The 25,226-nt window shown below is 66.7% G+C and carries 26 protein-coding genes and 1 pseudogene; 11 read left to right on the plus strand and 16 right to left on the minus strand.

Annotated features, from left to right (window positions below; all coding sequences use genetic code 11):
* Nucleotides 1–9: 9 nt before the first annotated feature.
* Nucleotides 10–225 (minus strand): PqqD family protein, encoded by a 216-nt coding sequence (locus tag NDI56_RS18920; protein WP_310921306.1) that lies wholly within the window; start codon nucleotides 223–225, stop codon nucleotides 10–12.
* Nucleotides 226–498: 273 nt separating this feature from the next.
* Between NDI56_RS18920 and NDI56_RS18925 the strand changes: the two genes are divergently transcribed.
* Nucleotides 499–1,797: a nucleotidyltransferase domain-containing protein gene (locus NDI56_RS18925; protein WP_310921308.1), complete on the plus strand. Its 1,299-nt coding sequence runs from the start codon at nucleotides 499–501 to the stop codon at nucleotides 1,795–1,797.
* Nucleotides 1,798–1,839: 42 nt separating this feature from the next.
* Here the strand turns inward: NDI56_RS18925 and NDI56_RS18930 are convergent, their stop codons facing one another.
* The 4 genes from NDI56_RS18930 to NDI56_RS18945 form a co-directional block, all read right to left on the minus strand.
* Nucleotides 1,840–2,031 (minus strand): hypothetical protein, encoded by a 192-nt coding sequence (locus NDI56_RS18930; RefSeq protein ID WP_310921309.1) that lies wholly within the window; start codon nucleotides 2,029–2,031, stop codon nucleotides 1,840–1,842.
* A gap of 109 nt (nucleotides 2,032–2,140) precedes the next feature.
* On the minus strand, nucleotides 2,141–3,130 hold the full coding sequence (locus NDI56_RS18935; protein ID WP_310921310.1) for an AAA family ATPase: 990 nt from the start codon (nucleotides 3,128–3,130) through the stop codon (nucleotides 2,141–2,143).
* Nucleotides 3,123–4,181 (minus strand): DUF4350 domain-containing protein, encoded by a 1,059-nt coding sequence (locus NDI56_RS18940; RefSeq protein WP_310921311.1) that lies wholly within the window; start codon nucleotides 4,179–4,181, stop codon nucleotides 3,123–3,125. The genes NDI56_RS18935 and NDI56_RS18940 overlap by 8 nt, the downstream gene beginning before the upstream one ends.
* Entirely contained in the window at nucleotides 4,181–4,456 is a 276-nt protein-coding gene (locus tag NDI56_RS18945) for a DUF8044 family membrane protein (RefSeq protein ID WP_310921312.1), read from the minus strand. The genes NDI56_RS18940 and NDI56_RS18945 overlap by 1 nt, the downstream gene beginning before the upstream one ends.
* A 158-nt stretch (nucleotides 4,457–4,614) precedes the next feature.
* Between NDI56_RS18945 and NDI56_RS18950 the strand changes: the two genes are divergently transcribed.
* Both NDI56_RS18950 and NDI56_RS18955 read left to right on the plus strand, forming a co-directional pair.
* Nucleotides 4,615–5,565 carry an NAD-dependent epimerase/dehydratase family protein gene (locus tag NDI56_RS18950; RefSeq protein ID WP_310921313.1) on the plus strand — a complete coding sequence of 317 codons (951 nt, stop codon included), beginning with the start codon at nucleotides 4,615–4,617 and terminating at the stop codon, nucleotides 5,563–5,565.
* Nucleotides 5,566–6,101: 536 nt separating this feature from the next.
* Nucleotides 6,102–6,905: an HpcH/HpaI aldolase family protein gene (locus NDI56_RS18955; protein ID WP_310921314.1), complete on the plus strand. Its 804-nt coding sequence runs from the start codon at nucleotides 6,102–6,104 to the stop codon at nucleotides 6,903–6,905.
* An 81-nt stretch (nucleotides 6,906–6,986) separates the two neighbouring features.
* Here the strand turns inward: NDI56_RS18955 and NDI56_RS18960 are convergent, their stop codons facing one another.
* Both NDI56_RS18960 and NDI56_RS18965 read right to left on the minus strand, forming a co-directional pair.
* The gene (locus NDI56_RS18960; protein ID WP_310921315.1) at nucleotides 6,987–7,244 is read right to left on the minus strand and encodes a HalOD1 output domain-containing protein; all 258 of its coding nucleotides are present in this window, start codon (nucleotides 7,242–7,244) and stop codon (nucleotides 6,987–6,989) included.
* Nucleotides 7,245–7,475: 231 nt separating this feature from the next.
* The gene (locus tag NDI56_RS18965) at nucleotides 7,476–9,149 is read right to left on the minus strand and encodes a sensor histidine kinase (RefSeq protein ID WP_310921316.1); all 1,674 of its coding nucleotides are present in this window, start codon (nucleotides 9,147–9,149) and stop codon (nucleotides 7,476–7,478) included.
* A 711-nt stretch (nucleotides 9,150–9,860) separates the two neighbouring features.
* On the opposite strand from NDI56_RS18965, the gene NDI56_RS18970 reads away from it, so the two are divergent.
* The 3 genes from NDI56_RS18970 (at nucleotide 9,861) to NDI56_RS18980 (ending at nucleotide 11,944) form a co-directional block, all read left to right on the plus strand.
* Nucleotides 9,861–10,049: a hypothetical protein gene (locus tag NDI56_RS18970; RefSeq protein WP_310921317.1), complete on the plus strand. Its 189-nt coding sequence runs from the start codon at nucleotides 9,861–9,863 to the stop codon at nucleotides 10,047–10,049.
* A 252-nt stretch (nucleotides 10,050–10,301) separates the two neighbouring features.
* A complete protein-coding gene (locus tag NDI56_RS18975) occupies nucleotides 10,302–11,480 on the plus strand; it encodes an inorganic phosphate transporter (RefSeq protein ID WP_310921318.1) in 1,179 nt (392 codons plus the stop codon).
* 35 nt (nucleotides 11,481–11,515) lie between these two features.
* Complete coding sequence (locus NDI56_RS18980) at nucleotides 11,516–11,944, plus strand: universal stress protein (protein ID WP_310921319.1); 429 nt, start codon at nucleotides 11,516–11,518, stop codon at nucleotides 11,942–11,944.
* A 20-nt stretch (nucleotides 11,945–11,964) separates the two neighbouring features.
* Here NDI56_RS18980 and NDI56_RS18985 read toward each other — a convergent pair whose 3' ends face one another.
* Entirely contained in the window at nucleotides 11,965–12,516 is a 552-nt protein-coding gene (locus NDI56_RS18985) for a hypothetical protein (protein ID WP_310921320.1), read from the minus strand.
* Between the two features lie 220 nt (nucleotides 12,517–12,736).
* On the opposite strand from NDI56_RS18985, the gene NDI56_RS18990 reads away from it, so the two are divergent.
* The gene (locus NDI56_RS18990; RefSeq protein ID WP_310921321.1) at nucleotides 12,737–13,138 is read left to right on the plus strand and encodes a hypothetical protein; all 402 of its coding nucleotides are present in this window, start codon (nucleotides 12,737–12,739) and stop codon (nucleotides 13,136–13,138) included.
* A gap of 137 nt (nucleotides 13,139–13,275) precedes the next feature.
* Nucleotides 13,276–13,503: a hypothetical protein gene (locus NDI56_RS18995; protein WP_310921323.1), complete on the plus strand. Its 228-nt coding sequence runs from the start codon at nucleotides 13,276–13,278 to the stop codon at nucleotides 13,501–13,503.
* A 26-nt stretch (nucleotides 13,504–13,529) separates the two neighbouring features.
* On the opposite strand, the gene NDI56_RS19000 is transcribed toward NDI56_RS18995, so the two are convergent.
* From NDI56_RS19000 to cobN, 5 genes are all read right to left on the minus strand, one after another.
* Nucleotides 13,530–13,919, minus strand: a complete 390-nt coding sequence (locus tag NDI56_RS19000; protein ID WP_310921324.1) for a gamma-glutamylcyclotransferase family protein — start codon at nucleotides 13,917–13,919, stop codon at nucleotides 13,530–13,532.
* A gap of 40 nt (nucleotides 13,920–13,959) precedes the next feature.
* On the minus strand, nucleotides 13,960–14,748 hold the full coding sequence (locus tag NDI56_RS19005; RefSeq protein WP_310921325.1) for a CbiX/SirB N-terminal domain-containing protein: 789 nt from the start codon (nucleotides 14,746–14,748) through the stop codon (nucleotides 13,960–13,962).
* Nucleotides 14,749–14,906: 158 nt separating this feature from the next.
* Complete coding sequence (locus NDI56_RS19010; RefSeq protein ID WP_310921327.1) at nucleotides 14,907–15,683, minus strand: cobalt-precorrin-7 (C(5))-methyltransferase; 777 nt, start codon at nucleotides 15,681–15,683, stop codon at nucleotides 14,907–14,909.
* On the minus strand, nucleotides 15,680–16,414 hold the full coding sequence (locus NDI56_RS19015; RefSeq protein ID WP_310921328.1) for a precorrin-8X methylmutase: 735 nt from the start codon (nucleotides 16,412–16,414) through the stop codon (nucleotides 15,680–15,682). Before NDI56_RS19015 ends, NDI56_RS19010 begins: the two co-directional genes overlap by 4 nt.
* Nucleotides 16,404–20,291 (minus strand): cobaltochelatase subunit CobN, encoded by a 3,888-nt coding sequence (gene cobN, locus NDI56_RS19020; RefSeq protein ID WP_310921329.1) that lies wholly within the window; start codon nucleotides 20,289–20,291, stop codon nucleotides 16,404–16,406. Before cobN ends, NDI56_RS19015 begins: the two co-directional genes overlap by 11 nt.
* 35 nt (nucleotides 20,292–20,326) lie before the next feature.
* On the opposite strand from cobN, the gene NDI56_RS19025 reads away from it, so the two are divergent.
* From NDI56_RS19025 to NDI56_RS19035, 3 genes are all read left to right on the plus strand, one after another.
* Nucleotides 20,327–22,453, plus strand: a complete 2,127-nt coding sequence (locus NDI56_RS19025; protein ID WP_310921330.1) for a VWA domain-containing protein — start codon at nucleotides 20,327–20,329, stop codon at nucleotides 22,451–22,453.
* Nucleotides 22,454–22,543: 90 nt separating this feature from the next.
* Nucleotides 22,544–22,732 (plus strand): CbtB domain-containing protein, encoded by a 189-nt coding sequence (locus NDI56_RS19030; RefSeq protein WP_310921331.1) that lies wholly within the window; start codon nucleotides 22,544–22,546, stop codon nucleotides 22,730–22,732.
* Complete coding sequence (locus NDI56_RS19035) at nucleotides 22,732–23,442, plus strand: CbtA family protein (protein ID WP_310921332.1); 711 nt, start codon at nucleotides 22,732–22,734, stop codon at nucleotides 23,440–23,442. The genes NDI56_RS19030 and NDI56_RS19035 overlap by 1 nt, the downstream gene beginning before the upstream one ends.
* A 152-nt stretch (nucleotides 23,443–23,594) precedes the next feature.
* Here NDI56_RS19035 and NDI56_RS19040 read toward each other — a convergent pair whose 3' ends face one another.
* The 3 genes and pseudogenes from NDI56_RS19040 to NDI56_RS19050 all read right to left on the minus strand — a co-directional run.
* On the minus strand, nucleotides 23,595–23,903 hold the full coding sequence (locus NDI56_RS19040; protein WP_310921333.1) for a HalOD1 output domain-containing protein: 309 nt from the start codon (nucleotides 23,901–23,903) through the stop codon (nucleotides 23,595–23,597).
* A 2-nt stretch (nucleotides 23,904–23,905) separates the two neighbouring features.
* Nucleotides 23,906–24,730, minus strand: a complete 825-nt coding sequence (locus tag NDI56_RS19045) for a DUF7344 domain-containing protein (protein WP_310921335.1) — start codon at nucleotides 24,728–24,730, stop codon at nucleotides 23,906–23,908.
* A gap of 83 nt (nucleotides 24,731–24,813) precedes the next feature.
* Nucleotides 24,814–25,226: pseudogene (locus tag NDI56_RS19050) on the minus strand (hypothetical protein); the annotation flags it as partial.

Genomic DNA, 25,226 nt, shown 5'->3' on the forward strand with positions numbered 1-25,226 from the left:
CACACCTGTTTACTCGTTGTCGACGATATGTGCCAGATCTTTCTCCAGCAGGTCCGTTACCAGTTCGTCGATGTCGGACCGGCAACGGGCGTACTCGACGTCGTACTCCTCGGCCACGACGTCGCAGATAGCTCCGACCGTCTGTGGTTCCTGTATCGTGTCCCAGACGTCGCTCGCGACTTCGTTGAATCCGTAATACTCACCGGCATCGACGTGTAGTATCACTGTTTCACCATCGAGTGTGGTCGATAGGCAGTTCTCATCGGCTACGACTGACGTTGTTTCTGTGATGCCCCCCACTTGTCACACCTAGTGTCCGGTTAATTAAACACGATAGTACATAAACTCTAAGATTGCGGTCCGCGATTGGAGCGCTCCAGCGAGACGGTAAAGCGGTCCCGCTATCCCAGCTTCCGGCCGCAGCGTCGATGCACCGATTCCACAATGTATTTATTGAATAGTGCGCGTAGTATTTTACAGTAGTTTACAGCTCGAATAATGACTCCCAGCACGGATTATCAGACGGCCCGCGCGCCAGAGGAACAGCTCCTGCTGGACTGTGCGCGGACTGTCGTCGGAGATACCGCGATATCGCCGGAGGCCGTCGACGCCGATATCGACTGGGAGGCGCTCCTGACGCTCTCGAACAGACACGGGACCAACCCGCTCGTCTACAGGGCCCTGGCCGAACACTGTACGGCCCCGTCGGAACAGCCTATTGCCTCGTCGGAACAGGAAACCTCGGAACAGGAAACCTCGGAGAGAGATACGGAACTCGTGCCCGCGTGGGTGCTGGACGAACTTCGGGGCGTGGCCAACGACACGAGTCGACGGAATCTCAGATACATGAACGAGTTGCTGGGCGTGCTGACCATGTTGGCCGAGGAAGACATCAGAGCAGTGCCGTATCGAGGGCCGGTACTCGCAAAGCAGGCCTACGGCGACGTCGCGCTGCGGCGGTTCGGTGATCTGGATCTGCTGGTCGAGCGCGACGAGATACCCCGAATCAGGTCGCTCCTCAAGGACCGGGGGTACGCCCCGCGGTACTGGCAGCAGTCGACCGAGCGGCTCTCGACCGCACAGCAGCGAGCGTACACCCGGTACTGTCGCGACTACCCGTTCTTCAACGAGGAGAAAGGGGTCGAGATAGAGCTCCACTGGCGCGTTGTCTCGGTCCACTTTCCCACGTCGCTGACGCTGGATAGCTTCTGGGACCGGACCGAGCGCGCGGAGATCGCCGGACGAGAGATACCGGTGCTGTCGGTCGAAGACCGGGTGCTGATGATCTGTGTCCACGGCTCGCGACACCACTGGGAGCGACTCGAGTGGCTCGTCGACCTGGCCGCTGTCCAACACCAGTCCGAAATCGACTGGGCAGCCGTGGCGCGGCGCGCGCGACGACACAACTGTCGGCGGATGGTCGCGCTCGGACCGCTTCTCACACACGAACTGTTCGACATCCCGATTCCCGACCCCGTCGAGGGGCTCCTCCGGGAAGACGCCGGGATGGACGACATCTACGGGACCACGGTGGAGCAGCTGTTCGACCCGGACTTCCCGCAGAATTTCGCCACCCAGCGGATACAGAGCCGGATGATGGAACGCAGACGCGACCGGGCTCGGTTCTGGTGGCGGTGGTTGACCACCCCGGACCGCCCCGACATCGAGCGGCTGGCCCTCCCCTCCTCCGTCAGTTACTGCTATCCGCTAGTGCGGATGCTCAGACTCTGCTATCTCGCTGTGGCTCGGGTTTCGGGCCGACGAACCGCGCCCGGTTCCGACCCCGACCTCCGATAGCGCCGTCACGGTGGGCTACACGGACTGCCCGCCGGGAGCCCATCACTGGGCCGGTTGTTTCTCGCGTGGCCCGCGGCGCATGGCCGTCCGGAGATGACCGGCCGCCAGGTCGACGCCGCGTTTCACCTGTGAGACTGCCGTACCAGCAGCCAGCACGCCGACGTAGACGACACCCAGAACGAGGACCTTACTGAGCGGCTTCAGCTTACCGAGCCTGGACTGTGAGTTTCCCATACGTGTAATCGGAGAGACTGGTATAAAAACACCGCCCCTGAAATTATCATATCTGAATATGGGACTGAAAACAACGCGGCCGACGTCACGCGGCTCGGTGCCCTCCGGGTCACTGGTCGGGCGTCTTGGCGGCGTCCGGTGCCTGCGACGACATCTTCCCCTCGGGCGGGTTCACCGAACCCAGAATATCCGACAGTATCTCGCTCGGTGGCGTATCACTGAGCTCCGCGTCGACTGTGAGCACGAACCGGTGGTTGAGAACCGGTTCGGCGAGCTGTTTTACGTCGTCGCTGGTGACGTAGTCCCGTCCGTGGACGGCGGCGCGGGCCTTCGAGGTCTGGAGCAGCGCCAGCGAGCCACGCGGCGACGCACCGTGGTCGAGGTCCGGGTGGTCTCGCGAGGCTGCGACCAGATCCAGTATGTACTCGAGGACCACGTCCTCGACGTGGACGTCTTTGACTGCTTCGCGCGCCGCATGGATCGCCCCGTCCGGAACTACCGGGCTGATATCCTCGGGGCCCATCGTCGGGGAGCCGTTGAACCGGTCGAGGAGGTCCCGTTCGATGTCCGCATCCGGCAGGTCCACGGTCAGTTTCTGCTGGAACCGGTCGCGCTGGGCCTCCAGCAGGTCGAAGGTCCCCTCCATTTCGATCGGGTTCTGTGTCGCGATGACGATGAACGGGTCCGGTAGCTCGAAGGTCTCGCCGTCCAGTGACACCTGTCCTTCGGCCATCGCCTCGAGCAGGGCCGACTGGGTCTTCGGCGTGGCGCGATTTATCTCGTCGGCGACGACCACGTTCGCGAACACCGGCCCCTTTCGGACGTTGAACTCCCCCGTCTGGACGCGGTAGACACTGTTCCCAGTGATATCCGACGGCAGAATGTCCGGGGTCATCTGCACGCGATTGTACGTCAGACCGCTCGTCTGTGCGAAGGTGTGAGCCAGGGTCGTCTTCGCCACCCCGGGCACGCCCTCGAGTAACACGTGCCCGCGCGTGAGCAGGGCTATGGTCAACTGTTCGATCAACTCGTCCATGCCGACCAGAACGGTCGACATCTCGCCGGCGATGTTCGCAGCCAGTGACTCGGGGTCAGTCATTAGTTTCCGTTTGACGACGGTATGATATCAAGTTGTTTGTAACTTGCTGTACGGTTTCCGCGTCCCAGTCCGGGTGGCGTTCGCTGATGGTCTCGGCGATGTCCTCCCGCGTCAGTCGCGGCACAGCGGCTGGGTTCTCACCGCGGCGGACCAGTTTGCTGCGAAGGTCCGGCCGCGTCGAGAGCGTAAACAGGAGGAGCGTCGAAACGGTGCCCGCCACGATGACGCCCACCCCCGACTGCTGGAAGAACACTTGCAGTCGAATCAGCGGCGGCGTCGCCCTGGCGCGGGAGACGCCCACGACCGCTCGCTCGTGGCTCCCGCCCACGGCCCGGAGGAACCCGCCGTTGTCGCTGCGGTCCAGCATCGAGTTGAGGAAGACACTCGGGTCGCTTACCGTGAGGACCGTCCCGTTGCCCACCTGTTCGACTGTGACGACGGGGTAGCACTGCAGCGACTCGTTCGCGTCGAGTTCCCGGTTTCGATTCCGGTCGAGATACCCGAACTCGGAGGAGTGATACAACGTCGTGGCGTCGCCCGGAGTGACCACGCTCCCGTGGTTCAGCATGAGCCCGCTGACGTTTCGCGTGTAGGGGTGGTCGGTAGCTGCCGTGGCACGCGGGAAAGCGGGGCTAGGACCGGCCCGCCGCTCGTCCCGCAGGGGAACGCCGCTGATTCGCGCCTCTGCCCCGACGGCTGCGAGGACGTCGTTGCCGCCGCTCCCGTAGTCGTCCGCGACCACCAGTGTCCCCCCGTCGCGGACGTGCTCTCTGAGGGCGGTGCGCTCGCCGCGCTCGGGGTCCGATGGCGACAGCACGAAGGCGACCGTCCCCTCGCCGCCGACGTCGTCGTACGTGGCCGGACCCCGGGCGACTGTGGTCTGGGTACCCATCGACTGCAGGGAGCTTCGCATCTCCGAGGTCCCGTTCCAGTCGGTGTTGTACGCGCTGAACGGCGACGCCGAGGTCCCGGCGACGACCACCACTGTAACCGCGAGCGTGACTACCAGAGCCAGCAGGAGCAGCCTGGGGACCGAGCGGTCTCGGAACACTACGCCACCCCCGTCGGCAGGATAGCGACGATTCGACGAGCGACTATCACGGCGAACACGACCAGTCCGGCGGCGATAATCCACCTGAGGCGGCGTCGCCAGACGGGCCGGACGGCGAAGGAAGCGGTGAGCTCCACCACGACCAGGAAGCCGATGAACGAGAGGACGAAAAACAGCTCGTGGGAGAACGACCGGAGCAAGACCAACAGCAAGAGCGCCCCGAGCATCCAGGCCAACTGGCCGATGATGAGTTGTTGTCGCCGCCGTGTTGGCATAATACAACCATCACGAGCCAATAATTTGTACCTGTCGAAGCACGGGGCTGCCCCGAGCGACGACGACAGTCGTTCCAGCCGGTAACTGGCACGGCCTCTCCAGCCGGAGAGAAGCAGACATCAACACGTTTTTTACGCGAATCAGCGACCGCTATATTATGGAACTCCGGAACCAGCGGATACTCATCACCGGCGGAGCCGGCCTCATCGGCTCCCAGCTAGCGAAGCGGCTGGCTGATGCCAACGAGATACGAATCGTCGACGACCTCTCGAACGGCATCGCCGATTCCCTTCCCGACGAGGTAGAGGTCGTGGAAGGCGATATCACGGACGAGTCCGTCGTCGCGGACGTCGTCACCGAAGACGTAGACGCCGTCTTCCATCTGGCCGCCGACAAGTACGTCAACACCGACCGCCCGCGCGAGCAGATGGAGGTCAACGAGACGATGACGTACAATCTGTTGGAGCGGATGGACGAGGTCGGCGTCGACAACATCCTGTTTACCTCCTCGTCGACGGTGTACGGCGAGGCCCCCCGTCCGACGCCAGAGGACTATGCGCCCCTGGAACCGATTAGCGTCTACGGCGTGACCAAACTCGCCGAGGAGGGGCTCCTCTCGGTGTACGCTCACAGCCACGATTTCACCGTGTGGAACTTCCGCTTTGCCAACATCGTGGGCCCGCGATACGGGGCCGGCGTCATCCCCGACTTCGTCTACAAACTGACACAGGACCCGGAGTCGCTGACCATCCTCGGCGACGGCCGGCAGGAGAAATCGTACATGCACGTAGACGACTGCGTCGACGCGATGTGTCACGTCGTCGAGCACGCGACGGGCAGTATGAACACCTTCAACCTCGGGACGCGGACGACCACGTCGGTGACCCGTATCGCGGACATCGTCAGCGAGGAGATGGACGTAGACCCCGAGTACGAGTACACCGGCGGCGACAGGGGCTGGACCGGGGACGTCCCCAAGATGCGTCTCTCCATCGAGAAGCTGGCCGCACTCGGCTGGGAGCCCTCGCTGTCGAGCGACGAGTCGGTTCGGCAGGGCGTCCGGGACGTGCTCTCGGACCCCGAGAACGAGCCGCACCTGTCGGTGTAGCGCCACCGGCGTCCGTTCCAGTACGAGGTCGGGGGAAGTGCCGTCGTCGCTGCCGGTCGGGCCGAAGGAACCGGGAGCCAAGCGCCGTCCGGACGACGACGGCGTAATCGCGGCCTCGGGCAGTCACCGTACTCGCTCGCAGGCAAGGTTTATTACGTCGGCTAGAGCAACCTGAAATTGGGGCGCGGACCGCCGTTCGCTGTCTGCTGTTGACATCGTCCCACCACACCCTCGGTCCGGGTCCCGTGTGTCTCGGGTCGGGCGTTGGTCACGCCCGACTCGTCGTCGACATCGTGAGCGGTGACACCGCCGAAATCTGTCGGCCAGAAGAGCTTTTCCGATGCGCCCGTGACTCCCGGTGCCGGCACTCACAGGGCTGTCAGCGGCATGCCGACGGACGGTTGGCACCACCGTCCACCCGCTTCTGACCGTTCGAGTGGCGGTCGGTACCGATTGTCGGAGACCACACAGCTCCGTGGACGACCGAACCGACAGCGCCCAGCATATTTATTGGTTGGCAATCCGACAATTATGCCATGGCACATCCACGGACGGCAAACGAGCTCCCGGCGACGCTCGAAGACGGTGCCGTCGCCCTGGGGCTCCTCGATAACACGTACAGTCCGACGGTCATGGAGTTCTGTGGCGAGCTGGGGCTGGACTTCGTCTGGCTGGACCTCGAACACGGCGGGCCGGACCCGTGGCACGCCGGTCGGCTGGAAACGCTCCTGCTCGCCGCCGAGCGGACCGGTATCGACCCGCTCGTTCGACTGCCGGATACGGACCCGACGCTCGTCCGCAAGGCGCTCGACCTCGGCGTCAGAAACGTGTTCCTCCCGCGCGTCGAGGGCGCCGAGGAAGTCAGACGCGCGGTCCGCTCGGCGCGGTTCCGATACGACGGCGGCCCGGGCGACCGCGGGCTCGCGGCGCCGCGGGCGAGGCGCTGGGGGCTCGCCGAGGACTACGTCGCCACGGAGGACGAACAGACGCTGGTCGGCGCGACCATAGAGACCACCGACGCCGTCGAGGCCATCGACGAGATTCTGTCCGTGCCGGAGCTGGGGTTCGTCTTCATCGGCCCGTTCGACCTCTCGGTGTCGCTCGGACAGCCGGGGGAGCTGGACCATCCTGACGTCGAAGCGGCTATCGAAACAGTCCGGGCGAGCGCGGTAGAAGCCGGCGTCCCGGTCGGCGGCCTCGGGTTCGGAATGGACGACGTCAACCAGAAGGCCGGAAACGGCTACCAGATACTGCATCTCGGCAGCACGACCGGGGCACTAAAGCAGGCGGTCAGCGGCTGGCTCGACGCCTTCGAGGGGACGCGTTCGGAGCGCGACTGAGTGAGCGGGGCCAGTTCGACTCAGCCGGCAGAAAGCCGCGCCGCGGTGTCGGACGGTCATAGCGTCCGGGAACCGACGCCGCTACAGTTTGAGCTGAGGTTCGACGACGACCGTCTGGCCGTCGACGATCGTGAGATGTGACTCGCTGTAGTCGAACGAGACAGTTCCCCGCCGGTCGCCCGTCGTCTCACCGGTGGCCGCAAACAGCGCGTCCAGCGCCTCCGGGTCGATCACGCTAGCGAGGGGCGGTAGCGACGTCGGGTCAGTGTCCTCTCTATCACTCACGGCCTCGACTACGGCGACGGTAACAGACGTATTCTCGGCAACAGAATATTCCATTGTTTACCAGTGACTCCCTCAGTGACGATAAACAACGTGTTTTCTGGACGACAGCATTCGAGCGCTGGAATTTACCGTTCGTCTGTTGAAAAAGAGTTCAGTGGTCCGATTTCCAGTACACGCCGGGATATCGGGCCGATAATAGTGCTATCGGTCAGTTCGCACGGGTCTCTCCCGGCCGGGCGACTCCGGGGACCGCGTCAGTAGTACCGACGGGCCAAACGCCCCGACTCAGCGAACGGTGATCTCGAAGCGCGCTCCGCCGGCCTCGCTCGGGACGACGCCGACATCCCAGCCGTGGGCGTCGGCGATTTCCGCGACGATAGCCAGTCCGAAGCCGGTCCCGTCGGTCGCCGTCGAGTAGCCGTACTCGAACACCTGGTCGCGCTCGGCCTCGGGGATTCCCGGGCCGTCGTCGGCGACGTAGAAGCCGTGCCCGCCGTCTAGTGGGCCGACCCGGATGACACCGTCGCCGCCGTGGTCGATAGCGTCATCGGACTGCGTCAGATTGCTCGTGGAACCGTGTTCCACGGCGTTCCGGAACAGGTTCTCTATCAGTTGCTCCGTGCGGTCGGGGTCGGCCTCGAACGACAGGTCCCCTTCGACGACGAGCTCCGCGTCGGCGGTGGCGACGACCTCCCAGCAGTCGCGGGCCACCGCCGACAGGTGCACCGGTTCGGTCTCGGTTATCGGCTGGCCCTGACGGGCCAGCGAGAGGAGGTCGTTGATGAGGCGCTCCATCCGCGTGTGGGCGCTGGCGACGGACTCCAGATGTTCGTTGTCGGTCCGTTCCCGGACGATGTTGAGCCGCCCCATAGCGACGTTGAGGGGGTTCCGGAGGTCGTGGGAGACCGTCTGGGCGAACTTCTCGAGGCGGTCGTTCTGGCGTTCCAGTTCGCTGCGGTGTTTCTCGCGGTCCGTGATATCCGTCAGCGTGACCGCTCGCCCGAGCCGGCTTCGGTCGGTGGTGAAGGGGTTCGAGGTGAGCTGGTAGTAGCGCAGTCCGCCCGCGCGCTCGACCTGGAGCACGCCGTCGGCTGTCCCGCTTACCCGGCTCGTCACGTTGGGTACGACGTCGTCGATGGGCACGTCGGTTTCGAGGTCGGGGAACAGCTCCTTCGCCGGCGCGTTGTACTCCCGAACGCGGTTGTCGTCGTCGAGCATGATGACGGGGTCGTCGCGCCCTTCGGTGAACTGGATGACCTGGAAGTCGTCGAGATAGAGGAAGAGCAGGCCGACGGCAAAGAGGGCCACACCGATAGGTTCGTACGTTATTTCCGGGAGCTGGGGGCGCAACACGCCGACCAGGTCGGGCAGAACCGGCAGGGCGGTGAGCGTGACCAGCACGCCGAGGGGGCGCGCGTCGTGGCCGACCTGCCAGAACAGTTCGAGCAGCATGAAATAGCCCACGGTCGAGAGCGCGTACGCCAGCCCGAGCACCACCCAGTGCAACACGCCGTTCTGAATCGCCAGGTGGGGAAACGGTTCGGTCGCGACCGTGGCGGTGAAGTAGAGCCCGTGGACGGGGTTCGTGAGCTTCACCAGCGAGATGGCGAGGAAGACGACGACGGCGCCACGCTGAATCGTCGGGCTGCGGTGCAGCGAGCGTCCCGTGTAGGCCGAACAGAAGTACAGCCAGGGACCGACGGTGGCGAGGCCGACGATGAGCCCGAACACGTACGCGACTTCCCTGAGCTGTGGTGACGGCAAGACCAGATAGGCCGTCTGGAACACTGCCCAACTGCCGCTCGTGAGCAGCAACCAGACGAGCCCGCGCCGCGTGTCCGGGTCCTCGATGAGCCGGGCGCGCCCGACACTCACGAAGCAGGCCGTCGCCGCCGCGCCGAACCCGACGATATAGGCCAGATAGAGCAACGACCCGGGTTCGGTCGAAACACCGATCATAGCGCCGTTTCTCGACTGCCTGTGAGTGTCCCGCGTCGACGTTCTTCGGTAGCACAGAGAGGTGAAGCGCGAGACGGGGAACCGCCAGCGACGGGGCGGGACTGACGGACAGAGAGGAGAGGTTGCATGACATATCATACTGTTTCGGCACATAAATGCGGGATACCTTACAGCGATAGCGAGTCGAAAGCCCACGCGTTTACGGGTGGGATGAGGCCGACGGTCGTCAATCGTACACGCGGACCGAGACCAGCGCCACACCGCGTATCCCCGTCTGCTCGGTCAGTGCGCCCGACTCGGAGCTCCCCGCCGGCGAGCCACACAAGTCAGCCGTTTGTCACCACAAAGCGTTTATCCGAGGGGCAAGCACACCCACATGGGCTACGGTCCATCGCAAAACCACTTCACCCACACCTCTGTGCCGGGACCGAGCCCGTTTGTGTCCCATCCGGGCACTGCCCCTGCCCGGTTTTTCCCGCAGCGCGTTCGATAATTACCGAGTAACTGGGTTCTTTTTGTGTCTCTACGTCGAAACGTCGATGCCGTATACAGAGGGCTGTCAGAGGTACCCACTGTGGCCGGCCGCCGGTTCGACCGCCCCCTGCGGGGCGGCGCCGGCGACGGAGTCGGGGCGAGCGCCACCGCCCCTCCGCGAGCCGGCTGCGTGTGAACGAATACACTTTTTATCCGACCGCCGAGAAGGTGGGCTGAATGGACCAGGCGGTCGCCCGGGCGCTGAAACTCGTGGTGCTGCTGGCGATAGCTGCCGTACTCGTGACTGCCGGGCTCTGGGTGTACCTGGCCGTGGGGCTCATCATCGGTCTGGCCGGGCCGGTCCTTGCCACGCTGTGCCTGCTGTACGTCGTCAACGATGTCTACGAGGTTCTCACGGCCGCGTAGTCGGCCGCGCCCAGTACCAAAGTTTATTACAGGCCATATTGAGTGAACCAATGGGTCGGGCGCGTGCCTCTGACATGCTGCTCGCAGTCCGTCCCGTGTGCCACGGGCCGAGGTGGTCACACTCGGCCCGTTCCCGAACAGCGCTCCCTACCGAGTACAGTGACCGAGCGCCGGTCGGGATGCCAGTTTTCAGCCGGCAGCCGTGTCAAACGCCCAACCGCTTATCCCGTCGCGCCACCCCTAGTACGATAGATGGTCGAACTGGTGCTGGGCGTCGGCATCGTCGCCGCGCTGTTCGTCGGCGTCAACATCGGGGGCTCCTCTACGGGCATCACCTGGGGGCCGTCAGTCGGCGCCCGAATCGTCAGGAAAACCACGGCCGCAGGGGTGATGACTCTCTTCGTGTTCCTCGGCGGGTGGACCGTGGGACGGAACGTGATGACGACCCTCAGCGAGGGTATCATCACCACCGAACTCTCGTTGACGGCCGGCGTCGCGGTCCTCTTTTTCATCGGGCTGGGCATCCTCGTCGCCAACCTCTTCGGGGTCCCGGTGCCGACGTCGATGACGACCGTCGGCGCCATCGCCGGGCTCGGACTGGCCACCGACACGCTGAACTACCGGACCATCGCCGAGATAATCTCGTGGTGGGTCGTCACGCCCGTCATCGGCTTCTGGATCGGGGCGACGATCGGCCGCTACGTCTATCCGATAGTCAACCGCCGCGTCCGAATCGAGAAGTCCGAAGGACCGTTGCTGGTACTGGACCGCGAGAGCGGGCTCCCCACGCCGGCCCTCGGGCCGAACACGACCCGGACCGAGCTGGTGACCACGACGGTCGTCCTCGCCATCGGCTGTTACATGGCGTTTTCGGCCGGCGCGAGCAACGTCCCGAACGCGGCCGCGCCGCTGGTCGGTGGTGGGGGCGGTCTCGACGCCGATATCGGCATCCTCCTCGCGACGGTCGCCATCGGCCTCGGCGGGTTCACCATCGCCCGTCGAACGATGGAGTCGGTCGGCGGCGAGCTGAGCGACATCCCGCTGCTCGCGGCGCTTTTCGTCATGGTGACCGCCTCGACGATAACGACCCTGCTCTCGTGGATCGGCATCCCGATCAGCCTCGTGATGGCGACGGTGATGACCATCGTCGGCATCGGCTGGGGCCGCGCCACCCGGCCGATAACCGTCCGCGGGGCGGTCACCGGGAACACCGAAGGCCACGAGATCACCACCGCAGCCATCACGGTCGGGGAAGCCGACGAGCGGTCGGCGGCTCCCATCGGCGAGCCGGAGCCAGAACCGGTCCTCGACGCCCGCTCGCTGTTCAACCCGCGTGCGGTCCTCAAGTACCTCTCGATGTGGGTCATCGGACCGTCGATGTCGACCGGGCTGGCCTACGGGTTTTTCCGGCTCTTTCCCGGCGTCGCGTGACAGGATGCTTAGGTGTACGGCCCCTCGGTGCAACCATGCTCTCACGGATTCTCGTCCCGATGGACGACTCCGAACAGGCCGGTCACGCCCTCGCGTACGCGCTCGACAACCATCCAGAGGCCGATATCACCGTGTTGCACGTCGTCGGGGCCCCCTCGATGATGATGGGTGACGCCGTCGGGCTCGCGCTCGAAGAGGACGTCGGCGAGGCCGCACGCGAACGAGCCGACCCCGTGTTCGACCGGGCTCGCGAAATCGCGGCCGAACGGGACCGGGAGGTCGACACCCGCGTCGGCATCGGCCATCCCGCGCGGAACATCCTCGACCGCGCCGACGGCTACGAGACCGTCGTGCTGGGGAGCCACGGCGAGGACTGGAACCGCGCCACACACCGGTTCCTGGTCGGTAACGTCGCCGAAACCGTGCTCCGTCGCGCCCAGGTACCGGTCACTATCGTCCGGTGAGCAGGTCGAGCGCCCCGCAGTCACTCGCCGCCGTCGGTCCCGCTGTCAGTCGCCGCGCTCTCGCTGCCGTCGGACCTGTGGCGGCCCGCGAGGCGGTCGTCGACGGCCTCCACCTGCTCTTGCACCGTGTCGAGCTGGTCGCCGATGGTCTCGTCCACCTGCTGTTCGACCTTCACACCCATCGCCTCTTCCAGGGAATCGTCAACCACTCGTTCCACCGAATCGTCCACTGCCCGCTCGACCGTGTCGTCTACGGCGCGTCCGACGGAGTCGTCCACCGCGTGCTCGACTGTCTCTTCGAGGACCGCCGTCATCCAGTCGGGGTCGAACCGGGCCATCTTCCAGACGACGTGAAGGAGGTATGCCGAGAACACGCCCAGACCGAACGCGATGCCGATGCCGAACTCGAAGGTCGCGATGAGGGCGATAGCGAGCAGTATCAGCCCGCCGTAGGCCAGGTCCACGGCCGCGTCGACGCGGAGGGGGTTCAGCATGCTCCCGCCGCCGTCACGGCGTTCCGAGACGGTCCGTCGCTCGTCCGACCGGGCCCGTTCGCGGCGTCGGGGAGGCACTCGGAGTACATGTCACTGAATGTAGGATACGTGCCGTTGAAACACTTTGGAACGGGGCCGTCACCTCACGCGACTGGACCGCCGGGCCGCTGTCGGGTGCCGGCCGGCCACAGGCTGTCGCCGAGGGGCACAGAAGGCTGGCCCCCATGGCCTGAGAGCCCCGTTCACGGCCGTTAGGCTGTGTAGTTATACGTGCAGAGGCATGAATTATCATAGTACAATGTCCACGGTATCCAAGTCCGGCGAGAACGCCGACGCGAGCTACGAGATTCGGGCCGATAGAACTGCGAGCACGCTGTATCTGGAGTTCAGCGGGACGCTCACCGCCGAGGAGATGCGGACCGCTGCCGACGAGACCGTCGAGGCAGCGGCGTCACTCGACGACGGGTTCCGCATCATCAACGATATCTCGGAGTTCACACCGCCGTCGCCGGAGGCGGCAAAGCCGATAAAGGAGGCACAGGTCGAACTGAAGGAGATGGGCGTCAGTGACGTGGTCCGCGTCGTCGCGGACGACACCAGCACCGTCACCGAGAACGCCTTCCAGCGTCGGTCCCGGCAGGCGGGCTACGACGGGAAGACGGCGACCAGCGTGGCCGAAGCCGAGCGGAAACTGGCCTAACGGTTCGACGGTCCAGCGGCGGAAACGGACACGCTGTGGACCGGTGATATCGACGTACTCCGCAGGAACGGTCGATTGGCTACCACGTGCACAGATTAGGTGCGGTCTCTATCTGTGCGGAGAGTGAACACGTGAGCATGGAAGGACAGTCAGTGGCCGAGTCGCTTTCCGAACGAGAGATGGTCGAACGACTCGTCGAAACGGAGAAACGCATCGACTGCATCGAGACGACTCTCTCGGCAGTGACCGACGAAATAGACGGGCTCTCGTTGAGCAGTCGCTGTAGCAAGTGCGAGAACGCGATGTTGATTATCAAGGACGGGGTGTTGTACTGCCCGTCGTGCGGAGACGGGCATTCGCTGTAACGTCCGTCTGTAACAGATATCTGTAATCACTTGCTCCCGGCGAGTTCGACGACCACGTCGTGGCTCCGGCAGTACTGCTCGACGCGGTCGGCGAACGGGCCGCTGCCGGGCCACGCCGCCGAGGCGCCGAGCGCCGAGGGGTCCCCGACGTAACACTCGACCGTGCCGGAGTCAGCGAGCGGTATCGCCAGTCGGCAGTACAACCCCCGGTCGACGCCCTCGTATCGGTCGAGAGCGTCGCTGTCCGGCGTCCTGAGAATCCGACCCTCGCACGTGCCTCCCGGCGCGAGCGTGGGATACCGGCCCTCGACCCGGTGGAGGCCGTCGAGTTCGGCGTCGCCGCGGAACGCGAACCGGTCCAGCACGCGCCGGGCCGTCGACGGCTCGGTGAGGGTGCCATAGACGAAGACGTCCATACCGCTGGTCCCGGGCCGACGGTGATAAGTCTACAGCGAGCTACCGCGCGCTGCCGTCCCCGTCGGTCGCGACCGGCTGCTGGGTCGCCGTGAGCGTCGCCTCGAAGGAACGGACCGGCGACGACGCGTCGGCGGCGAGCGCGCGCTGCTTCTCGACCTCGGCGGCGATGGCGTCGGTCACGCCGGGGTGGTCGAGCAGCGGGTCCGCGTACTCGATACCGCCGCGAGCGAGTTCGAGCGCGGCCGGAATCCGTCGTTCGGTCGCCTCGCTCCGGCCCAGAAACAGCGGGACGGCGACGGCCCGGTCCGTCGGAACGTTGTAGCGGACACACTCGACGGCCGGGTTCTGGAGGAGGTAACACGTACGCACCGCCTCGTAGCCCGACTGCTCGCGCAGGCGCGTCGCGTGGTAGTCAGTCGTCTGTTGCTGGTACGGTTTCGAGCTGCTGCCGAAGCCGACGAGCACCAGCGACGCGTCCGAGCCGGGCGCTAACTGCTCCCTGCCTCGCTCGGCCAACACGTCCGTTATCGCCGGGCTCTGGCCCAGCGGCTCGCAGTAGCGGACGGTCCCGGGAACGTACGAGAGCGCGGCCGGAACCTCGGTCGTCGTATCGTGGGTGTGTGCCGCACACATCGGGACAGCGTACACCGTGTCGGCCGGAATCGCCTCGAAGGTGTCGCGAAGCTCCCGGACGGGCTCGGTCTCGTACGTCGCGACCGCGACGGACTCGACGTCGGTGCGTGCCCGGAGCCGCTGGGCGTGCGTCTCTGCCAGTGCCTCGAACCCCTCGGCGTCGCGACCGACGAGCAGTATCGATTCAGTTGTCATGCCGCCGTGAAGTACAATCTCATTTGTTCTACCCCAACTATTCTTGGGCTAGACGATGGAGGGGTCCGTAAAATAGGTTGTGGTCAGTTCGCCAGGCAGCGGTGTGAAACGAGCGGCCCGGGCGAGCCCGTCCCGACGGGCGGCGTCACCGGGAGTCGCTACTGCCGCGGTGTCGGTGCTCTGACGGCCAGGACAGAGAGGTCCGAGAACGGCGTGTCCTCGCGGCCGTCGCCACCCGCCGTCTCGGCGAGTTCGCCCAGCGTGGTCCGCGTACTGGCCTCGTCGTCGTGTGTCAGCCGTTCCAGGACGAGCGCGGTCAGGTCGGGGGACGCGCCGGCATCGACCAGCGTCTCGGCGATGTCGCCGGGCATCCAGTCGAAGGGACGCGGGAGCACGAGCAGGTGGCGCCGGCCGACGCTGTCGCGGAGCCGTTCGAGGTCCGCCCCGACGTCACCGCTCTTGTGCAGCGTCACGAACTCGGTGTCCTCCATGGGCGTCCGCGCCCGGCTGGCTGCCACCTGCAGCGAGGAGATGCCGGGGGTCACCCGAACCGGCGCGTCGACCGCCCGCTGGACCTTGCCGAGGAACTGGTATCCGGAGTGGTTCGGGTCGCCCATCAGGACCGCTGTGCCGGTCGCGCCGCTCGCGACGCGGTCGCCGAACGCCGCGAGCGCCTCGCCCTCGTCGCGGTAGCCACAGGTCAGCAACTCCGCGTCGGTCTCCTCGCGGACGAAGTCGACGACGGTCTCGAACCCCACCACCACGTCGGCCGCCCGAATCGCCCGCCGCCCCCTCGGTGTCAGGTACTCCGGGTTCCCCGGGCCGATACCGACAGCGGAGACGTGGTCGACGTCCGAATCGAGCGCCGGTTCGGGGGCCGACGCGGCGAGCGTCGCCGGGTCCGGCCCCGCGTCGAGGTCGTAGTCGTCGCTCATCGCTCGCTCGCCACCGGGGCGTCCGTATCGAGCGGGAGGTCGCCGTCTCTGGCGTCGCTCGCGACGTGGACGAGTTCGTTCGTCAGTCCGGCGGCGACACCGCTCCCGCCGCGGCGACCGACGGTCGTGATAGCGGGGACGCCGTGTTCGTCGGCGACTTCGCGGACGCGCTCGCGGCTCTCGGCCGCCTTGACGAAGCCGACCGGCGTGGCCACGACGACCGCGGGCCGGGTGCCGCTCTCGATGCAGTCCGCGAGCGCGAGAGCGGCGGTCGGCGCGTTTCCGACGACGGCCACGCTCCCCTCGTAGACGCCCTGTCGGTCGAGTTCGAGCACCGAGGCGGCGGTGCGTGTCATCCCCGTCTCCGCGGCGAGCGCCGCGCCGTTGCCGATGGCCTTCCGGACCGGGCAGCTGTGGCCGCGGCCGGTGATACCCGACTTGACCATCGTGATGTCGGTGACGACCGGCTGTTCGTCCAGTACGGCTCGCGCGCCGGCGCGGACCACCTCGGATTCGTCCGCGCCCGAAAAGCGCACCAGATACTGGAACTCGGGGTCGCCGGTGGCGTGGACGGCCTTCTGACGGATGCGGTCCCCCAGCGTCTCGTCGGGGACGAGCTCGCGCACGCGGTCCATGCTGGTCTCGGCGATCTCCATTGCGTCGCCCGTCGTCGCGCCGAGGTCGGCGTACGCCTCGAAGTCACTCGTGTCCCGGCCGTCGTCAGTCGTCATCGCTCGTCACCTCCGGAGCGTCGGCGGCGCCGGCACGGGCTTCGAGGTCGCCGTCGACGGTCAGGTTCACGTCCCGCAGCCGCTCTGCCGTCTCGTCGTCGGCGTCCCAGAGCCCGCGGTCGATAGCTTCGAGCAGCGTCTCGGTGATGCTCTCCAGCGCCCACGGGTTCACGTCCCGCAGCCACTCCTGACGGTCCGCGTCGAGGGCGTACTTCTCGGCCACGTCGGTCCAGAGGGTGTCGCTGACGACGCCCGTCGTCGCGTCCCAGCCCAGCACCACGTCGACCGTCGTCGAGAGGTCGCCGGCCCCCTTGTAGTCGTGTTCTTCCATCGAATCGAGCCAGCTCGGGTTGAGGACGCGGGCCCGCATCGCCTTCCGGACCTTCTCCTCGTTCGTGTAGACGGCCACGTCGTCCGGGTCCGACGAGTCGCCGACGTACGATGCGGGTTCGGTCCCCGATATCTCGGAGACGGCGCTGATGAAGCCGCCGTGGAACGCGTACCAGTCGGAGCTGTCGAACTCGTCCTGTTCGGCGGTGTCCTCGATTTTGACGGTGGCTTCCACGCTCCCGAGCCGGCGCTCGAAGGACGCGTGGGCCTCGCTAACCGTGCCGCGCGAGCCCATCGCGTAGCCGCCCCACTGGACGTACACCTCGGCGAGGTCGGAGCGGTCCTCCCAGTTGCCCTCGTCGACGGCCTTGTTCGTCCCCGCGCCGTAACCGCCGGGTCGGGTCGTGAACACGCGGGCTTTCGCCGCGCTCTCGGCGTCGCTCTCGTCCATCCCGTCCGCGACGAGGTCCTCGGTCTCTTCCTCGACGTGTTTCTTCACGTAGTTCATCTCGTGGGGTTCGTCGAGCGCGGCGACGGCCTCGACCGCGTCGTGGACGACGCTCGCCGCCGCCGGGAAGGCGTCCCGGAAGAGCCCGGAGACGCGCGTCGTCACGTCTATTCGGGGGCGAGCGAGTTCGTCCAGCGGAATCGGCTCGACGTCCTCGACGCGACCCGCGTCGCTCCACACCGGTTCGACGCCCATCAGCGCGAGCACCTGAGCAATGGTCTCGCCGCGTGTGCGGACCGTCGGTGTGCCCCAGACGACGACGCCGATCTCCTCGGGGTAGCTGCCGTCTGCCTGCGTGTGCCGCTCCAGTACGCCCTCGGCGACCTCGCTGCCCACGTCCGACGCAGTCTTGGCCGGGACCTTCCGCGGGTCCAGCGTGTAGAAGTTCCGGGCCGTCGGGAGCAGGTCGACGCCTCCTCGGGTGGGGGCGCCGGAGCCGCCCGGCGGGACGTACTCGCCGGCGAGCGCGTCCGCAGTACGGGGAATCTCGTCGGCCGCGCCGGCGACTCTCGGGGCGGCCTCCTCGCAGATGTAGGCGAGCGCCTCGCGCAGTTGGTCGTGTGCACCCGATTTCGCCCGGGCGTCCCCGAGCGGGTCGATGTCCACGACGAGGAGGTTCATGTTGACCTCCGAGTCGCCGTCTTCGAGTTCGCTCTCCGGCACGTCGAACTCGTGCTCGGCGAGCGTCTCGACCAGGTCGAGGCTCGTCTCGTGGACGCGGTCGGCGGCCTCGGCGTAGGTCATCCCGAGCGCGTCGTCGTACTCGCCCGGCGCGTTCCGGAGCGTGTCGTAGTCCACCCCCAGGACGCCGGCGACGCTCTCACGCAGCGAGGGCGCGCCGGGGTTCTCCAGCCGGGTGAGCGCCACGAGGTAATCGACCAGTCGGTCGTCGGCCGGCGGCTCGCCCATCGTGTGCAGCCCCTTCCGAATCTGGGTCGTCTTCACGTCGGTGAGATACTCGTGGACGCGCGCTACGAGCGTGTCGATGGCGACCTCGTCGCCCGCCACCTCGCCCTCGGCGAGCGTGCTCCCCGCTTCCGCCGGACCGCGCACGTCGGCTTGCTCCGATATTTCGCCCGCGACCCCGAGTTCGACGGCGAGGTCCAGCTCGTCGACGACCTCGCGGATGCGCCGTTCGAGCTGTTCGCCGTCGTCGGTGCGAGCGTCCTCCATCCCGGCCTCCCGGTAGCGGTCGGCCAGCTCTTCGAGGTCCGCGAGGTCGTCGTACGTCCCGGCGTTGGCCATCACCGGCGTCAGGTAGTCCACGATAGCGGCGTAGGACCGCCGCTTGGCCTGGGTTCCCTCGCCGGGGTTGTTGACGATGTACGGGTAAACGTTCGGGACGTCGTCGACGAGCTGGTCCGGCGCGCTCTCGCCGTCGAGACCGACGGTCTTGCCGGGGAGCCACTCCAGACTGCCGTGGGTTCCCAGATGGACCACCGCGTCGGCCCCGTAGGAGTTGCGGAGCCAGCGGTAGAAGGCGACGTAGTCGTGGGGCGGCTGGAGGTCCGAATCGTGGTACACCTTCGATGGGTCCATCCCGAAGCCGCGCGGGGGCTGGACGGTGACGAGCACGTTGCCGAACTCGACGCCGGGGATGGCGAAGGGTCGGTCGGGCGGGTCCCCCCACTCGTCGACGACGTTCTCGCGGAAACCCGGATCGAGCGCGTCGAACCACTCGCCGTACTGGGCCGGCGACACCGTATCGACGCTCAGTTCGCGCACGTCCTCGGGCGCGACCCAGCGGTCCTCCAGCGTGAGCTGGTCGGTCAGCCGTTCGACCAGCGACTGGCCGCTGTCGGGCATCGTCGGTCCCGTCTCGTAGCCGCGAGCGGCCAGTTCTTCCAGCAGGTTCACCGTGCTCTCGGGCGAGTCCAGCCCGAACGCGGTGCCGATGCCGTCGTCGCTGGGCGGGTAGTTGTGCAGGACCACCGCGACCCGCTTCTGGTCGTTGGGCGTGTACCGGAGCCGCGCCCAGTTGACGGCCAGCCGGGCCGCGTGGTCGACGCGGTCGTCGATGGGGAAGTGCTGTTTCGGGGCGCTCCCGATGCCGGCGGTGTCCTCCGTGCGCTCCTTCCCCGAGATGGGGTGGGTGATGACGTTGCCGTCGAACTCCGGCAGCGCCACGGAGAGAGCGAGCTCGAACCCCATGACGCCGGTGTCACTGGCGTCGTATCTGGAGCGCGAACGCATCGTCGTCACGGTCTGGACGACCGGCACGCCCAGTCTGTCGAGGAACACGTCCTCGGCGCTCTGGCCTTCGTCGTCGGCCTCGCGGCCCCGCTCGTCCATCGACAGCGAGAACATGAACGACGAGCAGACGGCGTCGACCACCGGGTCGCCGTCCGCGTCGAGGAGCCACTCCTCGGTCACTCGCTCGGCGTTCCACTGGTCCTCGGCGTCAGTCGCGGGCTCGCAGAATACCGGGAGCGCGTTCGCCCCCTGTGCCTCGATGGCTCGGACCTGTGCATCGACGTAGCGGGTGTTCTCGTGGGTCCAGTGGGACTCGTAGAACCAGACCGCGACCGTGGGTTTCGCGGGGTCGAACGTCGCCACCAGCTCCTCGTAGCTCGCGGCCGGGTGGTCGGGGTGGTACACCCCCTCGGTCGGGAGCGCGACGGGGTCGTCGAAAGCGGGGTCGGCGTCGCCGTACTGGCTCACCAGGTAGCGCAGGCAGTTGGCGACGTTGCTCGCGCCGCCTCTCTCCAGATAGTCGTAGACGGTCTCGCGGTGGCTGTCTGGGACCGACGTGTCCTCGTAGGCGAAGGCGTCACCGGTAGCCTTCACGACGAGCGGGACGCCGGCCTCGCGGAAGCGGGAAACGGCCCGCTCGTAGCCGGGCATGCTGTCCTCGGCCCCGTGGAGCCAGAGGACGACGGCGGTCGCGTCTGTCAGTTCCTCGACGAACGACTCGACTGCGGGTTCGTCGTCGAGGTCGCTCTCCGAGCGCACGACGAGGTCGCTCTCGACCTCGCCGGCGGCCCGCTGGACCGCCCCGAGTTCGTTCTCCGTCGCGGTGTAGAGTCCGAGCTGTGGCATAAGGTTATTAAAACTCCGTTGTGGTTAGTACAAGTATGGTTGTTTTCGCTGCGGACAAAAAGGCTTCGCAGGCCACCTTCGAGTCGGTGGTCGGCCAGCGGGACCTGAAAGACGGGCTGCTCGCCGTGGCGGCCGACGACGGACTCGACGGGCTGTTGATTCGCGGCGAGAAGGGGACGGCGAAGTCCACGACGGTCCGGGCGCTCGCCGACCTGCTGCCCGAGCAGCGCGCCGTCGCGGACTGCCCGTACAGCTGTCCGCCGGCAGCGCCCGGTCGGCAGTGTTCGGACTGCCGGGAGCGCGAGGAGCTGCCGGTAGAGGAGCGGCGACCGCCGGTCGTGACGCTGCCACTGGGCGCGACGCGGGACCGACTCGTCGGCACGCTGTCGGTCGCGGACGCCCTCGCCGGCGAGGCCGAGTTCGACCCCGGCCTGCTCGCGCGGGCCAACCGGGGCATCCTCTACGTCGACGAGGTGAACCTCCTCGACGACCACCTCGTCGACGTGCTGCTGGACGCCGCAGCCAGCGGCGTCAACCGCGTGGAACGGGACGGCGTCACCGTCTCCCACCCTGCGGCGTTCACGCTCGTCGGGACGATGAACCCCGAGGAAGGCGACTTGCGGCCACAGCTCCGGGACCGCTTTGCCCTCCAGACCGAGGTGACCGCCTGCGAGGACATCGAGGACCGCGTGGCCATCATCGACAGGGCGCTGGGCGACGGGGCGGGAGCCACGGACGATGGGGGTGAGACGGACCGCTCGCCCGGTGAGCGACTGACCACTGCGCGCGAGCTACTCGCCGACGTGGCGCTCTCCCAGGCGTTCCGCGAGCGGATTGCCACCCTCTGTCGGGACGCACAGATCGACGGCCACCGGGGCGACATCGCGACCGCCCGCGCCGCCAGAACCTTCGCGGCGCTCGACGGTCGGACCACGGTGCTGGAGCCCGATATCGAACGCGCCGCCGAGTTCGCACTGCCGCACCGACTCGCGTCCGAGCCGTTCGCGGCGCCGCCCGACATCGACGACGTGCTCGACGACCAGTTCGGGGACGGGAGCGACGACGAAGCGAGCGGAGAGCCCGACGGTGAGCCGGAGGCCAGTGAGAGTCCGTCGGACGACGACGGCGAGCGGGAAGAGAGCCCACCGGAGGACGAGCGCAGTGAGGGGGACGAAGCCAGCGACGCCGAGACTGACGGGGAGGCCCCGGGCCAGACACCGGCCGGGGACGGGTCGGACGGTGGCGTGGAGGGCGGCGACCCCAGTGGCTCGTCGGCCCCGGCCGACGCCGGACAGGACGGGGGTAATGAACCCGGTGAGGGCGGCGACGACGCGTCCGATGCGGGCGCCGACGGCTCCGAGACGGACGAGGCGACACCCTTGCTCCCGGGCCAGTCCCCAAGCGGCGTCGGCGAAAGCGCAAGTCCCGACGTGGAGCCCCCGGCGGTCGACACCGATGGCCGCGCCGCGAGCGGCCGCGCCAGCGCGACCGGCACCGACCGGGGCGCGACCGTCAGAACCGAACCGACCGACGGAGCCGGCGCGGTCGACGCGGCCGCGTCCGTCAGAGCGGCGGCGAAACGCGGGCGCGACGCAGTCGGCTCCCGTGACCTCCGGCAATCCGTCCGGAACGGGGACGCGGGAACCCTCGTGGTGTTCGCCGTCGACGCCAGCGCGTCGATGCGGCCGGCGATGGACGCCGCCAAGGGGTGTGTGCTCGAACTGCTGAGAGACGCCTATCAGGCCCGCGACGAGGTGGCGGTCGTCACCTTCGCCGGCGACGACGCCGACGTGGTGCTCCCGCCGACTGACAGCGTGACTCTCGCCGCGCGCCACCTGAAGGAGCTCCCGACCGGCGACCGGACGCCGCTGCCCGCCGGGCTGGCGACGGCCGCCGAGGTAGTGACCGAAGCGGCGCCCGATGCTGCCGTCGCCGTGGTCGTCACGGACGGCCGGGCGAACGCCGCCGAGGACCGCCCGGTCGCTGCGACCCGCGACGCCGCCCGCCGACTCGGCGCGGTGGCAGACCGGACCGTCGTCGTGGACGCGGGGACGGAATCGCGGGCCGCACTCACCGAGACCGTCGCCGAGGCGACCGAGGGGTCGGTCGTCCCGCTGTCGGCGCTCTCCGCCGAGCGCATCGACGCAGCGGCCCAGCAGTGAGCACAGCGAGCCGCTGACGCGGCTCGTTGTCCGACGGAGTGGGTCGGAAGTTTTACAAACTAACTTGTTTTATCTACAAGTAGAATTTCAATGCAGGCCGAGACCGACACCGTCAGCCGTCGAGTCGACATCGCGACACGCAGCCTCTCGGGCACGCAGATGGCCCTCGGGCTCGCGCTCGTGGCCGCGCTCGGGTTCACGCTCCTGTTCGTTCAGGACCCGATGGTCCACGACTCGCTACACAACTTCCGTCACGGCGCCGGCATCACCTGCCACTGATGCCGACTGATTACCTCACTCGCGGCGCGCTCGCGGGGACCGCCGGCGGGCTCGCCTACGGCCTGTTCATGGCAACCGTCGGCAACAGCTTCACCGCCGGGCTGGAGACGTTCGAGGCCGGTCACAGCCACGGCGGTGGTCCCGTCGTCGCCGACCTGACGACGGCGGCGGTGAGCGTCCTCGGCGGCGTCCTCTGGGGCCTGTTGTTCGGTATCGCCGTCTTCGGGATGGCGTACTACTTTCTGGAGCCCGCACTCCCCGGCAGCGGCGTGACGAAGCGACTCGCCCTGGCCGCCGCGGGCTTTCTCACCGTCTCGGGCGCTCCCTGGCTCGTCCTCCCGCCACAGCCGCCGGGCGTCGAGCAGGCGCTCCCGACGGAGACGCGCATGCTCTGGTACGGCGGGACGATGGTCGTCGGCGCGCTCGTCGCCGGCTGTTGCGGGCTGGCCTACCGCCGGACGGCCGACCGGCGAACGCCCGTCACCCTCGCCGCGACGGCGCTCCCGCTGGCACTGCTCGCCGTGCCGGTCGCGCTCGCGCCCGGCAACCCCGTGAGCGGGCCGGTGCCCGCAGCGCTCGCAGCCGCCTACCGCTGGACCGTCGTCTTCGGCCAGCTCGGTCTGTGGGCGACCATCGCCACCGTCCACAGCTGGCTCGGCGACCCCGACCTCGCGACGGCGGAGCCGTCCTACTCGGCGACCGCTGACTGAGGCCGACTCCTCACTCGCGGACGACTGCCGCGCTGGCGGGGACGGAGTTCCCGACCGCTACTGGACAGAACCGGCGGACCAGCACGGTCGCTGCCAGGGGCTCGTCCGGGAACCGAGGTGGCTGGGTTCCCGAACCGACGGCGAGCAGTCGTCTATCCCGGCGCGCTGCTTACGTCTGTAACCTGGACACTGTCCACGGACAGCGAGACCAGACAGCTGTGGTACTCGAACGAGAAGGTCCCGTGGCCGCTGCTATCGCCGGAGAAGGTGTCGTCTATGAACTCGACGTCGACGACGTTGATTAGCGGTGGCAGCTCCAGAATCGGGGTGTCGGTGTACGTCGACACCGCTCGCAGGACCGTGTGGCTCGTCAGTTCCTCGCCCGTAAGCCGGTACGTGAGCCGGGACTGTTCGGGCCTGGAACCCTCGAATCCGCCGTCTGTGGGGGCTTTGTCGGGCATTGTTAGAAGGGGAGCTCCCTGCGGAAGTCAGCACTCTGGTAGTCCAGGTGGTCGAGTCGCGGCCCCAGCAGCTCCCGGACGAGGACGACGAGTGGGTTGTCTTTTCCCTCGCCGAGTATCCCGAATTCAGTCGGGGTATCGGGATCGTCAGATTCGTCCCGGAGAGAGAGGAGGACCTCGTTGCGGTCGGAGATGATGAGTCTGGCGATCCGAGGGTTTCTGGAGGGCGCGTTCATCCAGTCGAGTTGCGGGTCCCAGATGGTGACGTCCTGAAACCGCTTGCGGACGGTATCGCGCAACTCGGCGTGTCTCGTGCCACACGTTACGTCGACGTCCCGTTCGGTCGCAGCCTGGACACTGTCGAAACATTTTCTGAACACCTCGGTATCGTCTATCATGATAAACAGTTCTTCATCCGCCTTCATCACCAGCTCCCGGGCGGACTGAACGACGTCCTGTCGGCCCTGAACCACGCCGACGATATCCGTCTCACCGCCGGCCTGGAACCGCGACAGCAGCTCCCCGAAAAACTCCATATCGAGCCACTCCGGATTGACCGCACCGAAGTGGTCGAGCGTGGCGATGTTCTCCTCGACATCGTACTCCACCAGTCCGGCACTGTCCAGTTTCGGGAGGTCTCGATGATGAAGAGAGACGCGAATCTGCTCTCTCGTCTGCGCCCGCTCGAACGCATCCAGATGGTTCGTAGCTATCTGTCCTGCCAGTTCGGACACGTGGACGGCACGGGCTTCTTCGTTGAGTAGCTTGAGTATCACTCTGTTTCTGGGGTAACTCAACACCCGTAACATCTGGTCCTCGTCTATCATAGTGTCATGTTTACTTTCATACGTAATTAAAGTTCTCAGTTTCTGAATTTATTCCGAGGGGTGTGATGCAATCACAGATCGGCTCAAAAGCCCATCTGTCCGGATATCTCCTCGACCACTGAGTCGGGGCGACGTTCCAGAGACAGCAGCGCGTTCCGGTACGAACCGCGGCTATCGGCCGAGTACGAGAACCGGTTCGCGATGTCGTCGATAAACGTCGCTACGGCTGCTGCGTCCTCTGTCTCCTCTAGATGTGCCAGAACCGGCGTCACATCGTTGTCACGGTAGTCCCGCTGGATGTCGTGGATGTCTTTGAACAGGAGACATCTGGCTCGGTGTGTGATCAAGTCGTCGTGCAGAGCCTCCCTAACCGACTGACTCAGGTCCGATTGCGCCGAGTCGGCGTATATCAACAACGCCAGCTCGACGAACACGTCGATGTCCAATGCCCTGTACTGGTATATCTCTGTGGCGACAGTAATCTGGTCCGCTCGGC

The organism is Halomicroarcula saliterrae, from assembly GCF_031624395.1.
Taxonomy (GTDB): Archaea; Halobacteriota; Halobacteria; order Halobacteriales; family Haloarculaceae; genus Haloarcula; species Haloarcula saliterrae.

Bases quoted from the DNA above. Each gene is read 5' to 3' on its own strand.
- NDI56_RS19000 (WP_310921324.1), bottom strand. From the start codon at position 13,919: ATGGACGTCTTCGTCTATGGCACCCTCACCGAGCCGTCGACGGCCCGG.
- NDI56_RS18970 (WP_310921317.1), top strand. From the start codon at position 9,861: ATGGACCAGGCGGTCGCCCGGGCGCTGAAACTCGTGGTGCTGCTGGCG.
- NDI56_RS18990 (WP_310921321.1), top strand. From the start codon at position 12,737: ATGTCCACGGTATCCAAGTCCGGCGAGAACGCCGACGCGAGCTACGAG.
- NDI56_RS18925 (WP_310921308.1), top strand. From the start codon at position 499: ATGACTCCCAGCACGGATTATCAGACGGCCCGCGCGCCAGAGGAACAG.
- cobN (WP_310921329.1), bottom strand. From the start codon at position 20,291: ATGCCACAGCTCGGACTCTACACCGCGACGGAGAACGAACTCGGGGCG.
- NDI56_RS18955 (WP_310921314.1), top strand. From the start codon at position 6,102: ATGGCACATCCACGGACGGCAAACGAGCTCCCGGCGACGCTCGAAGAC.
- NDI56_RS19010 (WP_310921327.1), bottom strand. From the start codon at position 15,683: ATGAGCGACGACTACGACCTCGACGCGGGGCCGGACCCGGCGACGCTC.
- NDI56_RS18980 (WP_310921319.1), top strand. From the start codon at position 11,516: ATGCTCTCACGGATTCTCGTCCCGATGGACGACTCCGAACAGGCCGGT.
- NDI56_RS18960 (WP_310921315.1), bottom strand. From the start codon at position 7,244: ATGGAATATTCTGTTGCCGAGAATACGTCTGTTACCGTCGCCGTAGTC.
- NDI56_RS18975 (WP_310921318.1), top strand. From the start codon at position 10,302: ATGGTCGAACTGGTGCTGGGCGTCGGCATCGTCGCCGCGCTGTTCGTC.
- NDI56_RS18930 (WP_310921309.1), bottom strand. From the start codon at position 2,031: ATGGGAAACTCACAGTCCAGGCTCGGTAAGCTGAAGCCGCTCAGTAAG.
- NDI56_RS19005 (WP_310921325.1), bottom strand. From the start codon at position 14,748: ATGACAACTGAATCGATACTGCTCGTCGGTCGCGACGCCGAGGGGTTC.
- NDI56_RS19030 (WP_310921331.1), top strand. From the start codon at position 22,544: ATGCAGGCCGAGACCGACACCGTCAGCCGTCGAGTCGACATCGCGACA.
- NDI56_RS19035 (WP_310921332.1), top strand. From the start codon at position 22,732: ATGCCGACTGATTACCTCACTCGCGGCGCGCTCGCGGGGACCGCCGGC.
- NDI56_RS18945 (WP_310921312.1), bottom strand. From the start codon at position 4,456: ATGCCAACACGGCGGCGACAACAACTCATCATCGGCCAGTTGGCCTGG.
- NDI56_RS18995 (WP_310921323.1), top strand. From the start codon at position 13,276: ATGGAAGGACAGTCAGTGGCCGAGTCGCTTTCCGAACGAGAGATGGTC.
- NDI56_RS19025 (WP_310921330.1), top strand. From the start codon at position 20,327: ATGGTTGTTTTCGCTGCGGACAAAAAGGCTTCGCAGGCCACCTTCGAG.
- NDI56_RS19015 (WP_310921328.1), bottom strand. From the start codon at position 16,414: ATGACGACTGACGACGGCCGGGACACGAGTGACTTCGAGGCGTACGCC.
- NDI56_RS18950 (WP_310921313.1), top strand. From the start codon at position 4,615: ATGGAACTCCGGAACCAGCGGATACTCATCACCGGCGGAGCCGGCCTC.
- NDI56_RS19040 (WP_310921333.1), bottom strand. From the start codon at position 23,903: ATGCCCGACAAAGCCCCCACAGACGGCGGATTCGAGGGTTCCAGGCCC.
- NDI56_RS18935 (WP_310921310.1), bottom strand. From the start codon at position 3,130: ATGACTGACCCCGAGTCACTGGCTGCGAACATCGCCGGCGAGATGTCG.
- NDI56_RS18965 (WP_310921316.1), bottom strand. From the start codon at position 9,149: ATGATCGGTGTTTCGACCGAACCCGGGTCGTTGCTCTATCTGGCCTAT.
- NDI56_RS19045 (WP_310921335.1), bottom strand. From the start codon at position 24,730: ATGATAGACGAGGACCAGATGTTACGGGTGTTGAGTTACCCCAGAAAC.